Annotated in this window: 17 protein-coding genes; 13 read left to right on the top strand and 4 right to left on the bottom strand. The window is 71.4% G+C overall.

The window, feature by feature from the left end; genetic code table 11:
• Positions 1-45 precede the first annotated feature (45 nt).
• On the bottom strand, positions 46-825 hold the full coding sequence (ssb, locus tag ABD169_RS11415) for a single-stranded DNA-binding protein (protein WP_344032307.1): 780 nt from the start codon (positions 823-825) through the stop codon (positions 46-48).
• 281 nt (positions 826-1,106) lie between these two features.
• Here ssb and ABD169_RS11410 point away from each other — a divergent pair, with 281 nt between their 5' ends.
• Entirely contained in the window at positions 1,107-1,613 is a 507-nt protein-coding gene (locus ABD169_RS11410; protein ID WP_344032306.1) for a DUF6993 domain-containing protein, read from the top strand.
• Positions 1,614-1,619: 6 nt separating this feature from the next.
• Here ABD169_RS11410 and ABD169_RS11405 read toward each other — a convergent pair whose 3' ends face one another.
• On the bottom strand, positions 1,620-2,423 hold the full coding sequence (locus tag ABD169_RS11405) for an aminoglycoside 3'-phosphotransferase (protein WP_344032305.1): 804 nt from the start codon (positions 2,421-2,423) through the stop codon (positions 1,620-1,622).
• 113 nt (positions 2,424-2,536) lie between these two features.
• Between ABD169_RS11405 and ettA the strand changes: the two genes are divergently transcribed.
• Together ettA and ABD169_RS11395 are read left to right on the top strand one after the other, a co-directional pair.
• Positions 2,537-4,216 (top strand): energy-dependent translational throttle protein EttA, encoded by a 1,680-nt coding sequence (gene ettA, locus ABD169_RS11400; RefSeq protein ID WP_046455347.1) that lies wholly within the window; start codon positions 2,537-2,539, stop codon positions 4,214-4,216.
• Positions 4,217-4,307: 91 nt separating this feature from the next.
• The gene (locus ABD169_RS11395) at positions 4,308-4,775 is read left to right on the top strand and encodes an acyl-CoA thioesterase (protein WP_344032302.1); all 468 of its coding nucleotides are present in this window, start codon (positions 4,308-4,310) and stop codon (positions 4,773-4,775) included.
• Between the two features lie 156 nt (positions 4,776-4,931).
• Here ABD169_RS11395 and ABD169_RS11390 read toward each other — a convergent pair whose 3' ends face one another.
• Positions 4,932-5,798 carry an acyl-CoA thioesterase gene (locus ABD169_RS11390; RefSeq protein ID WP_344032300.1) on the bottom strand — a complete coding sequence of 289 codons (867 nt, stop codon included), beginning with the start codon at positions 5,796-5,798 and terminating at the stop codon, positions 4,932-4,934.
• Between the two features lie 114 nt (positions 5,799-5,912).
• Here ABD169_RS11390 and ABD169_RS11385 point away from each other — a divergent pair, with 114 nt between their 5' ends.
• From ABD169_RS11385 to ABD169_RS11365, 5 genes are all read left to right on the top strand, one after another.
• Positions 5,913-6,560: a DUF8185 domain-containing protein gene (locus ABD169_RS11385; RefSeq protein WP_344032298.1), complete on the top strand. Its 648-nt coding sequence runs from the start codon at positions 5,913-5,915 to the stop codon at positions 6,558-6,560.
• Between the two features lie 61 nt (positions 6,561-6,621).
• The gene (gene rpoZ, locus ABD169_RS11380; protein WP_344032296.1) at positions 6,622-6,924 is read left to right on the top strand and encodes a DNA-directed RNA polymerase subunit omega; all 303 of its coding nucleotides are present in this window, start codon (positions 6,622-6,624) and stop codon (positions 6,922-6,924) included.
• 158 nt (positions 6,925-7,082) lie between these two features.
• Positions 7,083-8,285 carry a methionine adenosyltransferase gene (gene metK / locus ABD169_RS11375; protein ID WP_344032295.1) on the top strand — a complete coding sequence of 401 codons (1,203 nt, stop codon included), beginning with the start codon at positions 7,083-7,085 and terminating at the stop codon, positions 8,283-8,285.
• A complete protein-coding gene (locus tag ABD169_RS11370; RefSeq protein ID WP_344032293.1) occupies positions 8,282-10,297 on the top strand; it encodes a primosomal protein N' family DNA-binding protein in 2,016 nt (671 codons plus the stop codon). Before metK ends, ABD169_RS11370 begins: the two co-directional genes overlap by 4 nt.
• Before the next feature lie 23 nt (positions 10,298-10,320).
• Positions 10,321-10,731 (top strand): DUF1622 domain-containing protein, encoded by a 411-nt coding sequence (locus ABD169_RS11365; RefSeq protein WP_344032291.1) that lies wholly within the window; start codon positions 10,321-10,323, stop codon positions 10,729-10,731.
• 1 nt (position 10,732) lies between these two features.
• Here ABD169_RS11365 and trpB read toward each other — a convergent pair whose 3' ends face one another.
• Complete coding sequence (gene trpB, locus ABD169_RS11360; RefSeq protein WP_344032290.1) at positions 10,733-11,962, bottom strand: tryptophan synthase subunit beta; 1,230 nt, start codon at positions 11,960-11,962, stop codon at positions 10,733-10,735.
• A gap of 237 nt (positions 11,963-12,199) precedes the next feature.
• On the opposite strand from trpB, the gene ABD169_RS11355 reads away from it, so the two are divergent.
• From ABD169_RS11355 to ABD169_RS11335, 5 genes are all read left to right on the top strand, one after another.
• Positions 12,200-13,123, top strand: coding sequence for a methionyl-tRNA formyltransferase (locus ABD169_RS11355; protein WP_344032289.1), 924 nt, complete (start codon positions 12,200-12,202; stop codon positions 13,121-13,123).
• Complete coding sequence (locus ABD169_RS11350) at positions 13,120-14,700, top strand: RsmB/NOP family class I SAM-dependent RNA methyltransferase (protein ID WP_344032288.1); 1,581 nt, start codon at positions 13,120-13,122, stop codon at positions 14,698-14,700. The genes ABD169_RS11355 and ABD169_RS11350 overlap by 4 nt, the downstream gene beginning before the upstream one ends.
• Before the next feature lie 165 nt (positions 14,701-14,865).
• Positions 14,866-15,318: a DUF6389 family protein gene (locus tag ABD169_RS11345; protein ID WP_344032286.1), complete on the top strand. Its 453-nt coding sequence runs from the start codon at positions 14,866-14,868 to the stop codon at positions 15,316-15,318.
• A gap of 116 nt (positions 15,319-15,434) precedes the next feature.
• Complete coding sequence (locus tag ABD169_RS11340) at positions 15,435-15,869, top strand: hypothetical protein (RefSeq protein ID WP_344032285.1); 435 nt, start codon at positions 15,435-15,437, stop codon at positions 15,867-15,869.
• A 45-nt stretch (positions 15,870-15,914) separates the two neighbouring features.
• Entirely contained in the window at positions 15,915-17,237 is a 1,323-nt protein-coding gene (locus ABD169_RS11335) for an MFS transporter (protein ID WP_344032284.1), read from the top strand.
• Positions 17,238-17,245: the final 8 nt, after the last annotated feature.

Below are 17,245 nucleotides of genomic sequence, written 5' to 3'. Positions count from 1 at the left end.
GTCGGGCATGTTCGGCGCTGCTCGACGAGGCTTGGCCCGGAGCGGTCACGACGCGAGCGGAAGCTCCTCCCCGTCGTCCTCGTCGGTGCGCCCGAACGCCGCCTGAACCGGCGTCCCGGCCGGTTCTTCGGGTTCCTCCGTGGCCGTCGGATCTTCCGCCGTCGTCGATTCCATCGCCTCGAACGCGGACGCCGGGACACCGGCTCCGGGGACCGTCCATGCGGAGGCTCCGGACACGTCGGGCGCGCCGGAGGCGCCGAACGATTCGGCGCCGGCTGACGTGCCGGGAGCGCCGGCCTGGTCAGGCTGATCAGCCTGGTCGGTCTGGCTGGTCTGGCCGGTCTGGTCGGTCTGGCCGGTTCCGACGCGATCGTGGCCTTCCGCATCGGAAGCGGGGGAACCGGTCGAGCCGGCGGAGCTCAGGCCGGGGGCCGGGAACGACGTGACGGTCGCGCCGTCGCGCTGGCCCGACGTCTGCCTCGCGAACCGGGAGGTGCCCCAGCGCAGTTCGTGGCCGAGCGCATCCGCCTCGATCTCGACCGAGGTGCCGCTGCGCTCCTTGTTCTCCCAGTTGCGGATCCGGAGCTTGCCGCTGACGAACACGCGGTCGCCCTTCTGGAACGAGTAGTGCGAGTGCTCGGCCAGCGAGCGAAATGCGGTGACCGAGTACCAATTGGTCCCGCCCTCCACCCAGTCGCCGCGCTCCCGGTCGTAGCGGCGCTCGCTGCTCGCGAGCCGGAACGAGCACAGCGGAACGCCGGCGCCCGTGCGGATCAGCTTCGGAACCGTCGCGATGGTTCCGACGACGGAAATGGGGGTGCTCATGAGGGTCCTCCTCTGCGGTTGCGCCCGGCGCCTGACGCCCGGGCTGCTCGATGGGGTGAGGCGGGCGGTGCGCTGGAGGCGACCGATCCCACCGGCCTCCAGTGTGGAACCCGATCGGGGCCCGGCACCCCGCGAAGCGAGAACTGTGCACGCGATCCGCAGGGGGTCCCGCTCCGATGCGCCCTGTGCGCGGAGAACGACAGATGCGGGGGCTCGGACCGGCGGCCGCGGCGGATGCGCCGTGCCGGATCCTTTCACCACGACCCCGTACACTGAGCCGGGTGAGCAGTGCTTCCCCCCGTCGCCCCCGTCGATTCCGCGCGACCGCATCCGTCGCGCTCGCCGCAGGACTGCTCGTCGGCGTCCCGGCGCTGAGCGGGTGCGCGATCTTCGAGGGCCCGACGCCCGAGACCCCGGTGCGCACGACCCCTGCCCCGCCCAAGGAAGCGCCGAAGCTGATCCCCGATGGCACCGCCGAGCAGAACGAGCCCTTTTTCACCGAGGTGATCCGGACGTTCTCGGCGGGCAAGGAGGCGGTGCAGGGCGAACCGGTCGTGCAGGCCGTCGCCAAGGCCGGCTTCGACAAGCAGGCGATGCAGGTCAGCTTCGACAAGACCAAGACCGACCTCGTCGCCGACTACATCTACGTCTCCGTGCGAATCGGGCAGGGCTGCCTCATCGGCCAGATCTCGACGACCGACCGCAGCTTCTCGGTGGATCAGGTCGCCGCGCTCGGCCCGAACAAAGACGTGTGCCTGATCGGCAAGACCCGACCGATCGACTTCTGATCCGCCCTAGCTGAGGTCCCAGAGCAGCCGGTAGTAGGCGATCCGCTCGGGATCCGGCTCGATCCCGTATCCGGCGTAGACCGCGGCTTCGTACCCCGGACCGTAGTTCCAGACCGTGCTCCAGGATGCGATCGCGAGGTCTGCCCAGCGGTCGGCTGTGCCGAGCGCGCCCAGATCGACGTGAGCGAGGAACGCGCCGGACTCGTCGAGCAGCGTGTTCGGCGCGCAGGCGTCCCCGTGGCAGACGACGGGTTCGTCGACCGGGGGAGCGTCGCGCAGCAGGTCCCGCGCCTGTCGGATCGAGAGAGCGCGATGCTCGGGCGACCAGTCCGCGGGCCCGATCCCGCGTGACAACCGTTCCTCGGCCTGCTCGAGGCGCCGCTCGATCGACCAGTCGAAGGGGCAGACCGAGGCGTCCAGCCGGTCGTGCAGCTCCCGCAGACCGGCGCCGATGGCGCGGGCAGCGGTCCCGGGTTCGGCGATCCAGCGCGGGGCGACCGCCGAATCGCCTCGGAGCGCGGCCGTGACGAGCCAGGATCCGCTCCGATCCGAGCCCGCCTCGACGACCGAGGGCACCCGCGCGCCCTGCGCGGCGGCCCACCGCAGCCGAGCGGCCTCCGCATCGAGATCGAGCTCCGGGGTGCCTGCGGCGACCCACTTGAGGTAGCGGCCCGCCGTGCGGTCTCGGAAGGTCAGGCCGCCGAGCTCGTTCTCCCAGACCGTCTCGAGCGGACCGGCCGCTCGATCGAGGATCGCGCCCGGCGTTTCGACCGGTTCTTCGGGGGCGCCCGCGAGTGCTCGTTCCGTCATCCCTCCATGCTGTCAGCTGTTCACGGAGGATGTCGGTGCGGGCGGCTAGAGTAGAGGCGATTCTCATCAGACCAGAGCACAAGGAGTTCGGGGCGTCCTCGCCCGGAAAACATATGGCCGAGTACATTTACCAGATGGTTCGCGCCCGCAAGGCGGTCGGCGAAAAGCTCATCCTCGACGACGTGACCATGGCGTTCCTGCCCGGAGCGAAGATCGGCATGGTCGGCCCCAACGGCGCCGGTAAGTCGACCATCCTCAAGATCATGGCGGGCCTCGACACCCCGTCCAACGGCGACGCCGCGCTCGCGCCGGGCTTCTCGGTCGGCATCCTCATGCAGGAGCCCGAGCTCGACGAGTCGAAGACCGTGCTCGAGAACATCCAGGACGGCATCGAGATCAAGGCCAAGGTCGACCGGTTCAACGAGATCTCGGCGCTGATGGCCGAGCCCGATGCCGACTTCGACGCGCTGCTCGCCGAGATGGGCACGCTGCAGGAAGAGATCGACGCGGCCGACGGCTGGGATCTCGACAACCAGCTCGAGCAGGCCATGGACGCGCTGCGCACGCCTCCCGGCGATGCACAGATCGGCCCGCTCTCGGGCGGTGAGCGACGCCGCGTCGCCCTCACCAAGCTGCTGTTGCAGAAGCCCGACCTGCTGCTGCTCGACGAGCCCACCAACCACCTCGACGCCGAGAGCGTGCTCTGGCTCGAGCAGCACCTGCAGAAGTACCCCGGCGCGGTCATCGCGATCACGCACGATCGGTACTTCCTCGACAACGTCGCGGAGTGGATCGCCGAGGTCGACCGCGGTCGCCTCTACCCCTACGAGGGCAACTACTCGACCTACCTCGAGAAGAAGGCCGAGCGCCTCGACGTCCAGGGCAAGAAGGACGCGAAGCTCGCGAAGCGCCTGAAGGAAGAGCTCGAGTGGGTCCGCTCGAACACCAAGGGCCGCCAGGCCAAGTCGAAGGCGCGTCTGGCGCGCTACGAGGAGATGGCGACGGAGGCCGAGCGCACCCGGAAGCTGGACTTCGAAGAGATCCAGATCCCCGCGGGTCCGCGTCTCGGCAACATCGTCATCGAGGCGAAGAAGCTCGAGAAGGGCTTCGGCGACCGCAAGCTCATCGACGGCCTCTCGTTCTCGCTGCCGCCGAACGGCATCGTCGGCGTCATCGGACCGAACGGCGTCGGCAAGACCACGCTGTTCAAGACCATCGTGGGCCTCGAGCCTCTCGACGGCGGCGACCTGAAGGTCGGCGAGACGGTCAAGATCAGCTACGTCGATCAGAACCGCGCCAACATCGATCCGGAGAAGACGCTGTGGGAGGTCGTGTCCGACGGGCTCGACATCATCACGGTCGGCAAGACCGAGATCCCCTCGCGCGCCTACGTGTCGAAGTTCGGGTTCAAGGGTCCAGACCAGCAGAAGAAGGCCGGCGTGCTCTCGGGCGGTGAGCGCAACCGTCTGAACCTCGCGCTGACGCTCAAGCAGGGCGGCAACCTCCTGCTCCTCGACGAGCCGACCAACGACCTCGACGTCGAGACTCTGCAGTCGCTCGAGAACGCGCTGCTCGAGTTTCCCGGTTGCGCCGTGGTCATCACCCACGACCGGTGGTTCCTCGACCGCATCGCGACGCACATCCTCGCCTACGAGGGCACCGAGGAGGAGCCCGCGAACTGGCACTGGTTCGAGGGCAACTTCGAGGCGTACGAGGCGAACAAGCTCGACCGGCTGGGCCCCGACGCGGCGAACCCGTCGCGCAGCCACTACCGCAAGCTCACGCGCAACTGACGCTCGTCGGGAACGGGGTGCAACCGCAACGGTTGCGCCCCGTTCCCGTTTCGGGCCGGCACAGACTCCCACAGACCGGAAGGATCCCCGCATGGCGCGCACCCATGTCGACCTCGAGCTCCGCTGGGGCGACCAGGACGCATACGGGCACGTGAACAACGTCGCCTACGCCCGCTACCTCGAAGAGGCGCGCGTGCGCACCTTCTGGCTGGGCAGCGGACGTGAGCGCACCGGCATGGAACGGCACTTCCGCGGAGACGATCCCGACGGGCCGAAGATGCTGGTCGCGAGCCAGCAGATCGAGTTCCTGCGCGTGCTCGAATACGCGGAGCAGTCGATCACCGTCGAGCTGTGGATCGGAAAGCTCGGCGGGTCATCGCTCGAGGTGCACTACGAGGTCATCGACGGCTCCCAGCCGGAACGCACCGTGGTCGCGCGTGCCATCACCGTCGTCGTGATCGTCGACGGGAAGACCCTGCGGCCGATGCGGCTCTCGGGCGAGGGACGCGAGTCGGTCGAAGCCTGGATGGACGAACCGCTGCAGCTCGGACGTCGCTGACGCCGCCCCCGTCCCTGGGCCACCGGGCTTCAGCAGGAGATCCGGCTTCAGAAGGACGAAATCCTCCAAAGGGATCCTTCTGACGCCGAATCTCCTTCCGATGGCGGATCTTGGGTTCCAGACGGCTGGGCACCGGAGAACGGCGCCGCGCCCCGACTACCCTCGCGGGAGCCGGACCGTGACCTCCTGCGAGACCGATGCGACGAGCGCGCCCGATCGGTCGTAGAAGCGCCCGGTGGAGAGTCCGCGCCCACCCTGCGCGGTGGGGGATTCGAGCTCGTAGAGCAGCCAGTCGTCGACGCGGAACGGCCGGTGGAACCACATCGCGTGGTCGAGGCTCGCCGCACGCATCCCGGGCGTCGCCCAGGGGATCCCATGGCGCCGGGCGACGGGCTCGACCAGCAGGTAGTCGCTCGCGAAGGCCAACGCGGCGCAGTGCTGCAGCGATCCGCCTTCGAAGGTGTCGCGGCTGCGCATCCAGACCCGCTGCTTCGAGGTGCGCTCGGGCACCTCGAGCAGGATGTCGGACTCGACGTAGCGGAAGTCGAACGGACGGTTGAGGATCCAGGACGCGCGCCCGCCGTCGGCGAGGTGCCCGTACTTCTCCCACACCGCGGGCAGCTCCTCGGGCCGCACGACGCCGCTCAGGTCGACGGGGTCCTGGTGCTCGAGCCCGTCGTCGTCGGACTGGAACGAGGCGATCATCGACATGAGCACCTCGCCGCCCTGGTAGGCCTGCGTGCGCCGCGTCGAGAAGGATCGCCCGTCGTGCAGGCGGGCGACCTCGAAGGTCATGCGCTCGATGCTGTCGCCCGGCCGGAGGAAGTAGGCGTGCATCGAGTGGATCTCGCGGTCCTCGGGTACGGTGGCCCCCGCGGCCGAGATGGCCTGGCCGAGCACCTGGCCGCCGAACGAGCGTCCGTGCGGCGTCGGCAGCGCGGGACCGGTGAAGATGTCGTCCTGGGTGCGGGCGCCCGCGTCGAGCACCGAGATCATCGTCATGAGATCGGGATCTGTGGGCATCGGAACCTCCTGGCGGCGCGGAACGGCTGTCCGCCTCAGTCTATGACCGGCGGCGGCTCCGTCCGGGGAAGGCGGCGCGGTGTCCGTCCGGATGCCGCGACTAGGCTGGAGCCGATGTCCGCACCGCTCCGCCTCGCCGATCACGCCACCCGCGACGACCTCCGCATCTTCCTCGAACGTCTGGAACGCGCCGGGCGCGCGGAGGTGCGCATGGTGACCCGCGGGTCGACCCTCGCGGTGTTCGGCTGCACCCAGGCGCCCGCGGGTCTGCTGGATCCGCTCCCGGTCGTGCTCGCGGCCCGTGCTTTCGCGCTGGCCGAGCCGCCGACGGACGCGGTCGACGCCACGGTCGCGAGCCGGGCGCTGCTCGATCGGATCGCGCGGATGGGCGTGCTCGGCCGGGACCTCGACGTGCCCGACGCGACGCTCGCCGCGGCGTGGGCCGGCGTGCTGCCGCCGACGAGCGGCTGGGAGGCCGCGGGATCGATCGACGCGGCATCGCTCGCGGCGGTCGCCGCCGAGGGCGTGCAGCGGGTCGCCGCCGCACTGCCCGATCAGCCGGGCGAGGCCGCGGTGCAGAAGGTGCGTGCGCAGGTCTGGGGTGCGCCCATCGCCGACGGAGTGCCCGCGGCGGCCGCGTTCGCGGCCGACGCGCTCGGGTTCCTCCGCGATGAGCAGGTGCTCAGGATCAGCCGCTCGCGCAGCTGGACCCGGCTCTCGGGCTCCCGCGGGGACGTGCTGGTGCGCGGGAGTCTCGGCTGACGGTGACCCGTGACGGCCGATCCTCGGCTACACTAGGACGGTCAACCCGAGGAGTGTATTCATGGCCAACGTCAACGGCATCATCGACCCGCCCATCGACGAGCTGCTCGCCAAGGTGGATTCGAAGTACGCCCTGGTCGTCTTCGCGTCGCAGCGCGCCCGTCAGATCAACGACTACTACACCGATCTGCACGACGGCAACCTCTTCGACAACGTGGGCCCGCTCGTCGAGTCCTCCGTCGACGACAAGCCGCTGTCGATCGCGCTGCACGAGATCGTCGAGGGCAAGCTGACCATGACCAAGCGCGCCGCGGTCGAGGAGCTTCCCGCTGAGCCCGACTCGGCCGAGGAGCTGTCGGAGTAACCCGCAGCAACGATGTCGGCGGCGTCGGATAGCCTTGGGGCTGTTCCGGCGCCGCTGTCGTTTTTCCGAGCGCCGACCCCGCTCGGTGCCGACCGCGAGCCGCAGCGTTCGCCCGTGCACCAGTCCGCACTCAGCCATTTCCCACAGAGGAGCCCATCGTGTCCCTTCGCCAGTTCACCTCGGAGTCCGTCACCGAGGGGCACCCCGACAAGATCTGCGATCGCATCTCCGATTCGATCCTCGATGCGCTGCTCGAACAGGATCCGGGCGCGCGCGTCGCGGTCGAGACCCTGGTGACCACCGGGCTCGTGCACGTCGCGGGCGAGGTATCGACCACGGGCTACGTCGAGATTCCGCAGATCGTGCGCGACGCGGTGCGCAAGGTGGGCTACACGAGCTCCGATATGGGCTTCGACGCGGGCTCGTGCGGCGTGTCCGTGTCCATCGGGCAGCAGTCTCCCGACATCGCGAACGGCGTCGACGCCTCGCTCGAGGTGCGCGAGGGCGCGACGGCGGACGACGCGCTCAACCAGCAGGGCGCCGGCGACCAGGGCATCATGTTCGGCTACGCGACCGACGAGACCCCCGAGCTCCACCCGCTGCCGAGCTGGATCGCCCATCGTATGGCCGAGCGTCTCACCGAGGTGCGCAAGAGCGGGATCCTGCCCGAGCTGCGCCCCGACGGCAAGACCCAGGTGACCATCGGCTACGACGGCGATCGCCCGGTCAGCGTCGAGGCTGTCGTGGTCTCGACCCAGCACTCGGCCGACATCTCGCAGCCGGCGCTGCGGGAGGCGATCGAGCGCGAGGTCATCCGCCCCGTGCTCGGGCGCGTCGAGCTCGCGAGCGGCGACGCCGAGCTGTTCATCAACCCGGCCGGTCCGTTCGTCATCGGCGGCCCCATGGGCGATGCAGGCCTCACCGGCCGCAAGATCATCATCGACACCTACGGCGGGGCGAGCCGCCACGGCGGCGGCGCGTTCAGCGGCAAGGATCCGTCGAAGGTCGACCGCTCGGCCGCGTACGCCATGCGCTGGGTGGCGAAGCACGTGGTGCGTGCCGGACTCGCGAAGCGCGCCGAGCTCCAGGTCGCGTACGCGATCGGCCGCGCCCACCCGGTCGGCCTCTACGTCGAGACCTTCGGCACCGAGACCGTTCCGCGTGAGCGCATCGAGGCGGCGGTCCGCCAGGTCTTCGACCTGCGTCCGCTCGCCATCATCCGCGATCTCGAACTGATCCGCCCGATCTACGCGCAGACGAGCGCCTACGGGCACTTCGGCCGCGAGCTGCCCGACTTCACCTGGGAGGCGACACCCCGCGTCGCCGAGCTGCGAGCGGCCGCAGGGATCGACGCGGCGTGACCGCCGAGGGTGCTGCCGGCCGCAGGGTCGCCAGGATCCTGCTCGACACGAGCCTGCCGCAGCTCGACCACCTGTTCGACTACGCGATCCCGGGCGAGCTCGCCGACGAGATCCGGGCGGGACAGCGCGTGCGGGTCCCGTTCCGCTCGCAGAACCGCAAGAGCTTCGGCACGGTCATCGAATTCACCGAGCAGAGCGACTTCGGCGGCGAGCTGGCGCAGATCGCCGAGATCGTCAGCCCGCTGCCGACGCTCACCCCCGAGGTGTGGCGGCTGGCGCGCGCCGTGGCCGATCGCGCCGCGGGCAGCGCCGGCGACATCCTGCGGCTCGCGATCCCGACGCGCCAGGTGCGGGTCGAGAAGCAGCACCTGGCGGGCACCGTGCCCGATCCCGGGGAGCACGACACGCCCTTCGAGGCCGAAGAAGCCGATACCGAGCTCGCCGGCCTGCTGACGGGCGGGGCGCGCCTCGCGATCGATGCTTCGCACGGGCCGGTCCGGCTGGGCACGGGCGAGTGGGTCGGCGGGTGGAGCCTGCAGCTCGCGCGCGCCGCGCTCGCCGTGCACGCGGAGGGCCGCAGCGCGATCGTCGTGCTGCCCGACTACCGCGATCTCGATCAGCTGCGCGACGCGCTCGCGTCGCTCGGGCACGCGGGCGTCGTGCGGCTCGACGCCCGGCAGTCGAAGGGCGAGCGATACGCGGCGTTCCTGCGCGCGCTCGATCCGGAGCCCCGCATCATCATCGGCAACCGATCGGCGGTCTACGCGCCGGCCCACGAGCTCGGGGCGATCCTCATCTGGGACGACGGCGATCCCGTGCTGGCCGAACCGCTGGCGCCCTACGTCCACGCGCGCGATGCCGCGCTCGTGCGGGCGGGGCAATCGGGGGCGGGGCTCCTGTTCGCCGCGCACTCCCGCAGCGCCGAGGTCCAGCGCCTCGTCGAGATCGGCTACGTGCAGGCGCAGCGGCACCCGCCGCGCCGCACGCGCGTGGTGCACGCCGACGCGTCGATGACCCCCGACGCATTCGCCGGTCGTGTGCCCGAGTTCGCCGCCCGCATCATCCGTCAGGAGTCCCGCCGGGGCCCCGTGCTCGTGCAGGTGGCCACCCCCGGATACGCGCCCGTCGCGGTCTGCGCGTCGTGCGGCGATGCTGCGCGCTGCCGCGCCTGCGCCGGACCCATCGGCTTCCGTTCAGCAGGTGTCGCCGCCTGCCGATGGTGCGGCGAACCCGCGCGCCCCTGGCAGTGCGGCACGTGCGACGGGACCGCGCTCACCGAGCGCGGCATGGGGTCCCAGCGCACCGTCGAGCAGTTCGAGCGGCAGTTCTCCGACGCCCGGGTGCTGCTCAGCGATGGGGAGCATCCGCGCGAGCGCGTCGATGCGCGCCCGGCGCTCGTCGTGGCGACGCGCGGCGCCGAGCCGATCGCCGCGGGCGGTTACCGCGCGGTCGTGCTGCTCGATGCCGAACGGCTGCTCGGCATCGAATCGCTGCGCGCGGCCGAGGACTGCCTGCGCTGGTGGGAGAACGCCGCCGCACTCGCGGCCCCCGACGGGCAGTGCGTCATGGCGTCGGGCGGCGGTCCGACCGTGCAGGCCTTCGTCACCGGACGCACCGAGGAATGGCGCTCGGCCGAGCTGCACGACCGGCACGCGCTCCGGTACCCGCCCGCGGTGCGCGTCGCGAGCGTCACGGGCGGAGCCGCCGAGGTCGAGCGCGCGCTCGCATCCATCCGGGACCTCGGCGCGCAGGACCCGGCCGTGCCCGGTATCGACGTGCTCGGGCAGGTTCCCGCTCGCGGGCCGAGCGGATACGAGCAGGTGCCCGGGATCGTGCGCCTCATCGTTCGTTTCGACTACGGGCTCGGCGCCGAGATCGCGCGCCGGCTGCGCGGCGTGCTCGTCGCCGACGCCGCGGGCTCCTCCGCGCGCACCCGCGGTCGCCCGCCCGGTCGCGCGCGCCCGGAGGCCCTGAGGCTGCGCTTCGACGACCGCGGCGTCTTCGACGGCTAGCGTCGGCGGGCTACGCTGAGGCCATGAGCATCGAAGACTGGTTCGGGGGAGTCGTCACCGTCGTCGAGGTGCTCGGCGTGGTCGCCATGATCGCCGGCTTCGCGATCGCGCTGGTGCTGTCCGCGCGAGCGCTGTTCGCCGGTCGGGGAGGCCGCGCCGCGTTCCAGACGCTGCGCACGTCGATCGGCGGATCGATCCTGCTCGGCCTCGAGATCTTCGTCGCGGCGGACATCATCCGCACCATCTCGACGCCGTCGCTCGAGGACGCGGCGGTGCTCGGCCTGATCGTGCTGATCCGCACCGTGCTCAGCATGTCGATCCAGATCGAGATCGACGGCGTCGCGCCCTGGAGGCGAGCGGCGCTCACGAGCGGTGCCGAGGTGCTGGCCGCGGAGGTCGCGCGGGGCCGGCGGTCGGCCGACCCCGCGTCGTAGTTCACGCCTGCGCGAGCCGCTCCGCGACGAAGTCCACGTCCTTGTCGCCGCGACCCGAGAGGTTCGCGATGATGATCGCGTCGGGGCCGAGCTCCGGGGCGAGCTTCACGACGTGCGCCAGGGCGTGCGACGACTCGAGCGCCGGGATGATGCCCTCGGTGCGGGTCAGCAGCTGGAACGCGTCGAGCGCTTCGGCGTCGGTCACGGTCACGTACTCGCCGCGCCCGAGCTGCTCGAGGTGGGCGTGCTGCGGTCCGACGCCCGGGTAGTCGATGCCGGAGCCGATCGAATGCACGGGTGCGGGCTCGCCGTTCTCGTCGAGCAGCACCTTCGTGTGCATGCCGTGCAGGTCGCCGACGACGCCGAGGGTCATGGTCGCCGCGTGCCGGTCGGTGTCGAGGCCCTCGCCGGCGGGCTCGACGCCGATGACCCGCACCGATTCGTCGGTGAGGAACGCGTCGAACAGCCCCATGGCGTTCGAGCCGCCGCCGACGCAGGCGACGAGCGCGTCCGGCAGGCGGCCCTCGGCCTCGAGGATCTGGGCCCGGGCCTCGCGACCCACGACGGACTGGAAGTCGCGCACCATCGACGGGAACGGGTGCGGGCCGACGACGGAGCCGATGGCGAAGAGGTACTCGTCGGGGGACGCGGCGTAGACCTCGAACGCCGAGTCCACGGCCTCCTTCAGCGAGCGACCGCCGCGCTCCACCGGCACTACCTTGGCGCCGAGCAGCTCCATGCGGACCACGTTGGGGTGCTGCTTGGCAACGTCGATGGCGCCCATGTGGATCTCGCACTCGAGGCCGACGAGCGCGGCGGCCGTCGCGAGCGCGACGCCGTGCTGACCGGCCCCCGTCTCGGCGATCACCTTGGTCTTGCCCATCCGCTTCGCGAGCAGCGCCTCACCGAGCGTGTGGTTGATCTTGTGCGCACCCGTGTGGTTGAGGTCCTCGCGCTTCAGATAGACCTTCGCGCCGCCGAGCCGGTTCGTCAGGTTCTCGGCGAAGTACAGCAGCGAGGGCCGACCGACGTACTTCGACAGCAGGTCCTGGTACTGCCGCTGGAACTCGGGATCCTGCCGGGCGGCCTCGTAGGCCTCGGCGACCTCGGCCATGGGGCCCGCGAGGAACGGGGGCAGGATCGCGCCGCCGAACTCGCCGAAGTAGCCGGAACCGTCGGCGCGGTACGGGGAGGGCGCGGCGTCGGGAGAAGTCGTGGTGGGGTGTGTCATTGGAGAGGTCCTTTGCGTCATTGCGCCACTCGAGAGACGAAAAAACACCGCCTACGAGAGACGGTGTCGGAAGTGCATGCAGATGCGCGAGATCGAGACCGCCTAGGCGGTCCACCACTGATTCGCGATATGCATGGGGCGATCGTAGAGCACTCCGATGCCGTCGGGCAAGCCCGAGCGGCCGGGCCGAGCGCCCGCGCGCGGGCTCGCCGCCCACCGGGGTGCGAGAATGGGGGGATGCGCATCCTCTTCGCCGGAACTCCCGAGTTCGCCGTGCCCAGTCTTCGAGCGGTCGTCGCCGCAGGCCACGAGGTCGTCGGCGTGATCACCCGGGAGGACGCGCCCCTGGGGCGCAAGCGTGTGCTGACCCCCTCGCCCGTGGCGCTCGCCGCCGAGGAGCTCGGCCTGCCCGTGCGGAAGGCCAACCGATTGGGGGCGGAGGCCACCGAGTGGGCCGCATCGCTCGAGGCGGATCTCGGCGTGATCGTCGCGTACGGCGGACTGGTGCGCGAACCGCTGCTCTCGCTGCCCGCGCAGGGATGGATCAACCTCCACTTCTCGGAGCTGCCCCGCTGGCGCGGCGCGGCGCCGGTGCAGCGCGCGCTCGAAGCGGGGGAGCAGAACCTCGGCGTGACCGTGTTCCGCCTGGTCGAGGCGCTCGACGCCGGCGACGTGCTGACCCGTGATGCGCGCGAGTTCCCCGCGGGCACCCCCGCGGGCGCCGCGCTCACCGATCTTGCCGAGTTCGGCACCGGCGCGCTCGTCGCGGCGATCGCCGGCCTCGCCGACGGAACCCTCAGCGGCGAACCGCAGGCGGGCGAGGCGAGCTACGCGCACAAGCTCGGCCGCGAGGACGGCCGCCTCGACCTCTCGCGCCCCACTCGGGAGGTCCTCGCCAAGTGGGCGGGCATGACCCCCGAGCCGGGCGCCTACGCCCACTACGACGGGCAGCCGCTGAAGCTGCACGAGGTGCGCCGAGCCGCCGACGACGCGGCTGCGGGAGCCGACGGCTTCGGTGCCGTCGAGCTCCTCGACGGACGTGCGATCCTGCGCCTCGCCGACGGATCCCTCGAACTCGTGCGCGTGCAGCCCGCGGGCAAGGCCGCGATGGACGGTGCCGCCTGGTTGCGCGGCCGCGGGGGATCGGCGGTGCTCGCATGAGCGCGGAGCACGCGAACCAGGGCGGCCGCGGCAGCCGCGGGAACCGCGGAGGCCGGCACCGGAACGCCGGACGCCCGAACGGAGGCGGTGGCGGACGGGGCCGCGGGAACCCCGGAGGCGATCGCGGACGATCCGGCCCGCGGGAGCATCGGCCCGCCGGCCGGGTGTCGGCCGCCCGCCTCGCCGCCTACGACGTGCTCCGCGACGTCGACGAGCGGGAGGCCTACGCCAACCTGGCCCTGCCCGCCCGCATCCGCGAGGCCGGCCTGAACCCCCGCGACGCGGCGTTCGTCACCGAGCTCGTCTCGGGAACCCTGCGCGGTCGCGGCCGCTACGACCGCATCATCGAGATCGCCTCCTCGCGCGAGATGGATCGCATCGACCCGCGCACCCGCAACGTGCTCCGCCTCGGCGCCCACCAGCTGCTCGCGATGCGCACCGCCGACCACGCCGCCCTCAACGAGAGCGTCGAACTGCAGCGCCTGGTCGCGAACGCCGCCGGCGCCGGATTCGTCAACGGGGTCCTGCGCACCATCAGCCGATCCACCGACGCCGAATGGAACGACCGGATCGCGGCCGAAGCTCCTTCCGCCGACGCCGCGCTCGCCGCGCGCACCTCCCACCCGAGCTGGATCCTGCGCGCGCTGCGCGATGCGCTCGCCGCCGAGGGGCGCGTCGACGAACTGGACGATCTGCTCGCCGCCGACAACCGTGCGCCCCGGGTCAGCCTCGCGCTGCTTCCGGGATCGGGTATCGACGTCGACACCGCGGAGGCGCTCGGCGGCGAGGCAGGGATCGCGGTCGCGGGCCCGTCGCCCCTCGGCCTCGAACTCGCCGGCGGGGATCCCGGGCGCGCGATCGACGGCCTCGACCTCCCCGAGGGCACGCTCCGCGTGCAGGATCAGGGTTCGCAGCTCGCGGCGCTGGCGCTGCTGCGCGCGAGCGAGATCCGTGCGGGGGAGCAGTGGTTGGACCTGTGCGCGGGGCCGGGCGGCAAGACCGCGGTGCTCGCGGCCGAGGCCGAGCTGATGGGCGCCGAGCTGCGCGCCAACGAGGTGGCCGAGCACCGTGCCGAGCTCGTGCGCCGGGCGGTCGTGGCATCCTCCGATGCGGTTCGCGTGGTGTCGCACGACGGCCGGGAGCCCGAGGCGTTCGGCGACGGCGGACCCGCGAACGGCGGCACCCGCCGCTACGACCGGATCCTGGTCGACGCGCCCTGTTCCGGGCTCGGCGCGCTGCGTCGACGCCCCGAAGCGCGCTGGCGGAAGGCGCCGAGCGACCTGCCCGAGCTGACCCGGCTCCAGGCCGAGCTGCTCGACGCCGCGGCGGATCACCTCGCGGAGGACGGCCTGCTCGCGTACGTGACCTGCTCGCCGCACCTCGCCGAGACCCGGGTCGTGCTCGACCGGCTGCTGACGAAGCGCTCCGATCTGGAGGAGCTCGACACGAAGGCGGTGCTGAACCGCGTCGCGCGCGAACCCCTGGATCTCGCGGGTGACGCGCTGAGCGCGCAGCTCTGGCCGCACCGCAACGGCACCGACGCGATGTTCGTCGCGCTGCTGCGCCGGCGGGCCTGAAGGCGCCGGGCGGTGGCGCACCCGGTGTTCGCTCGCCGCGCGACGCCTCGCCGAGATGACCCGAGTGCGGGTTTTGGAGGCTCATAACCCGCACTCGGGTCATCTCGGCGACCTCCGATGCGTGCACCCCTGACCGGACGCGAGAAGTCCCCATACGCTGGAGGCATGGACGCACAGGACTACGCCGACGCACTGCGGCCGCTGCTCGCCGCGCGCACGGAAGACGCGGCCGAGCGGCTCGAACGCTTCCGCCGCGCCGCCGAGGAAGCGGGACCGGGCATCGACGGCGTCCTGATCGACGTGTTCGTCGACCAGGACGCCGAAGGTCCGTTCGACGTCTGGGTCCGGTTCGAGGGAGACGGTGCGTTCGCCCTCGACCGCCGCTTCGACGCCGACCGGCACCTCTTCGGCGTCGAGTGGGGCGAGGACGGCTGGGAGCCGGACGTGCCGCCGCGCCCGCGCGGGTGGACGCGCGACGATCTCGAACGGGCCGTGCTCGACGCCGTCGCCGAGTGGCTCTCGCCGCTCCTCCCGCCGGGGTCGCCCGGATCGCCCGGGTCGCCCGGGTCGCCCGACGGATTCTGGCGGATCGGCCTCCCCGACGGGGCGGACGCGTGACGGCCGCGCAGCACGGCCGGCTTTCGTTCCGGAGTCCGAGGCCGACGCGGATCGAGCGCTCGTCTCCCGACTGCGCGACGGTGGACCGGCGGCACGAACCCTGTCAGGATGACGTCATGGGCGTCATCAACACGTACTTCATCGCGAGCGACGATGCTGCGGCCGCGTCGGTGGTCGAAACGGGACCCGACGCGGCGCACGGGCCCGTGCTCGACGCGGTGGACCCGACCGTGCAGGCGGGCACGCTGCAGGAGCTCCTCACCGGCGAACCGTACGACACCATCACCGGCGAACGATCCTGGGCGCGCCTGGTGAGCGAGCCGGACCACGACTCCGCGTGGGTCGTCTCGCTGCCGGGCACTTTCACCGAGGCGCTCGCGGGTGCCAGCGACGAACGCCTGGCCGAGGTCGTGGACCCCTGGTCCGAGACCGAGGAGTTCTGGGGCGCGGGCGATCCGCAGCAACTCCTGCCGATGCTCCGCGACTGGCGGGCGCTCGCCCGCACCGCGCGGGAGCGCGGCGCGGGGCTGTACTGCTGGAACTCCCTGTAGCTCCGGGGATCCTCAGATTCTGGGGGTCCTGCGTACAGTGGATCCATGCGCACGTTCCTGCACCTGCTGGTGAACACCGCGGTGGCGAACCTCACCTCCAACTTCCTCTGGTTCGCCCTGGTGTTCTGGGTGTATGTGGAGACGCAGAGCATCCTCGTGAACGGCCTGCTCGGCGGCGCGTACATGCTCATCATCGCGGCGTGCTCGATGTACTTCGGCAGCCTCGTCGACCGCTACCGCAAGCTCTTCGTCATGCGTCTCTCGGGCTGGGCCTCGCTGAGCGCGTTCCTCATCGTCTGCGCCATGTTCTTCAGCATCCCGCGCGCGACCCTGCTCGATTTCGGCGCCCCGTGGTTCTGGGTGTTCTCGACGATCCTGCTGGCCGGATGCGTGGTCGAGGTGCTCCGCAATCTCGCCCTCTCGACCACGGTCACGCTGCTCGTCGCCCCCGAACGGCACGCGAACGCGAACGGCCTGGTCGGGACCGTGCAGGGGCTCGCGTTCATCGCCACGAGCGTGTTCAGCGGACTCTCCGTGGGGTTCCTCGGTATGGGTCCGACCATCCTCATCGCGACCGCGTGCACCGCGATCCCGCTGCTGCACCTGCACCTGCTGCGCGTCTCTGAGCCCGAGATCCAGCGGGATCCCGAGCGGCGGGCGGTCGACTTCGGCGGCGGATTCCGAGCGGTGCGCGCGGTACCGGGACTGCTGGCGCTGATCATCTTCACGACCTTCAACAACCTCGCGAGCGGGGTGTTCATGGCGCTGCTCGACCCCTACGGGCTCACCCTCTTCAGCGTCGAGGCCTGGGGGATCCTGTTCGGGCTCGCCTCGACCGGCTTCCTCGTCGGCGGCGCGCTGGTCGCCGCGCGCGGCCTCGGTGCGAACCCGATCCGCACGATGCTGATCCTCGTGGCGGTGAGCGGCGTGCTCGGCGCGGTGTTCACGATTCGCGACGCGCCCTGGCTGTTCGTGCTCGGGCTCTGGCTCTTCGGGATCCTGATGCCCGCGATCGAGGCCGCCGAGCAGACGGTGATCCAGCGCGTCGTCCCGTTCGCCTCCCAGGGGCGCGCATTCGGGTTCGCGATGACCTTCGAGGCGGGCACCGCGCCGATCACCTCCTTCGCGATCGCCCCGGTCGCCGCGCTGTGGATCGTCCCCGCGCTCGAGACGCCGCAGGGGCAGGCTGACTGGAGCTGGCTCCTCGGCACCGGGGACGCACGGGGGATCGCCCTCATCTTCGTGGCGACCGGGCTCGTCACGGTCCTGCTGGCGGGCGGTGCCGCGCTGACCCGGTCGTATCGACGGCTCTCGCGCAGCTACGCCGAGGCGCCCGCGGTCGGGCCGTTCGTCGCCGAAGGGGCGTGATCCGAAAC

Source organism: Leucobacter iarius (genome assembly GCF_039530105.1).
GTDB classification, from domain to species: Bacteria; Actinomycetota; Actinomycetes; order Actinomycetales; family Microbacteriaceae; genus Leucobacter; species Leucobacter iarius.
Note: the sequence above shows the minus strand (reverse complement) of the source record. Positions and strands in the feature narration are given on the sequence as shown.

What these genes read in the sequence shown, in the direction of transcription:
- ssb (WP_344032307.1), bottom strand. Translation starts at nt 825, where the DNA reads ATGAGCACCCCCATTTCCGTCGTCGGAACCATCGCGACGGTTCCGAAG.
- ABD169_RS11405 (WP_344032305.1), bottom strand. Translation starts at nt 2,423, where the DNA reads ATGACGGAACGAGCACTCGCGGGCGCCCCCGAAGAACCGGTCGAAACG.
- ettA (WP_046455347.1), top strand. Translation starts at nt 2,537, where the DNA reads ATGGCCGAGTACATTTACCAGATGGTTCGCGCCCGCAAGGCGGTCGGC.
- ABD169_RS11395 (WP_344032302.1), top strand. Translation starts at nt 4,308, where the DNA reads ATGGCGCGCACCCATGTCGACCTCGAGCTCCGCTGGGGCGACCAGGAC.
- ABD169_RS11390 (WP_344032300.1), bottom strand. Translation starts at nt 5,798, where the DNA reads ATGCCCACAGATCCCGATCTCATGACGATGATCTCGGTGCTCGACGCG.
- ABD169_RS11385 (WP_344032298.1), top strand. Translation starts at nt 5,913, where the DNA reads ATGTCCGCACCGCTCCGCCTCGCCGATCACGCCACCCGCGACGACCTC.
- rpoZ (WP_344032296.1), top strand. Translation starts at nt 6,622, where the DNA reads ATGGCCAACGTCAACGGCATCATCGACCCGCCCATCGACGAGCTGCTC.
- ABD169_RS11365 (WP_344032291.1), top strand. Translation starts at nt 10,321, where the DNA reads ATGAGCATCGAAGACTGGTTCGGGGGAGTCGTCACCGTCGTCGAGGTG.
- trpB (WP_344032290.1), bottom strand. Translation starts at nt 11,962, where the DNA reads ATGACACACCCCACCACGACTTCTCCCGACGCCGCGCCCTCCCCGTAC.
- ABD169_RS11355 (WP_344032289.1), top strand. Translation starts at nt 12,200, where the DNA reads ATGCGCATCCTCTTCGCCGGAACTCCCGAGTTCGCCGTGCCCAGTCTT.
- ABD169_RS11350 (WP_344032288.1), top strand. Translation starts at nt 13,120, where the DNA reads ATGAGCGCGGAGCACGCGAACCAGGGCGGCCGCGGCAGCCGCGGGAAC.
- ABD169_RS11345 (WP_344032286.1), top strand. Translation starts at nt 14,866, where the DNA reads ATGGACGCACAGGACTACGCCGACGCACTGCGGCCGCTGCTCGCCGCG.
- ABD169_RS11340 (WP_344032285.1), top strand. Translation starts at nt 15,435, where the DNA reads ATGGGCGTCATCAACACGTACTTCATCGCGAGCGACGATGCTGCGGCC.
- ABD169_RS11335 (WP_344032284.1), top strand. Translation starts at nt 15,915, where the DNA reads ATGCGCACGTTCCTGCACCTGCTGGTGAACACCGCGGTGGCGAACCTC.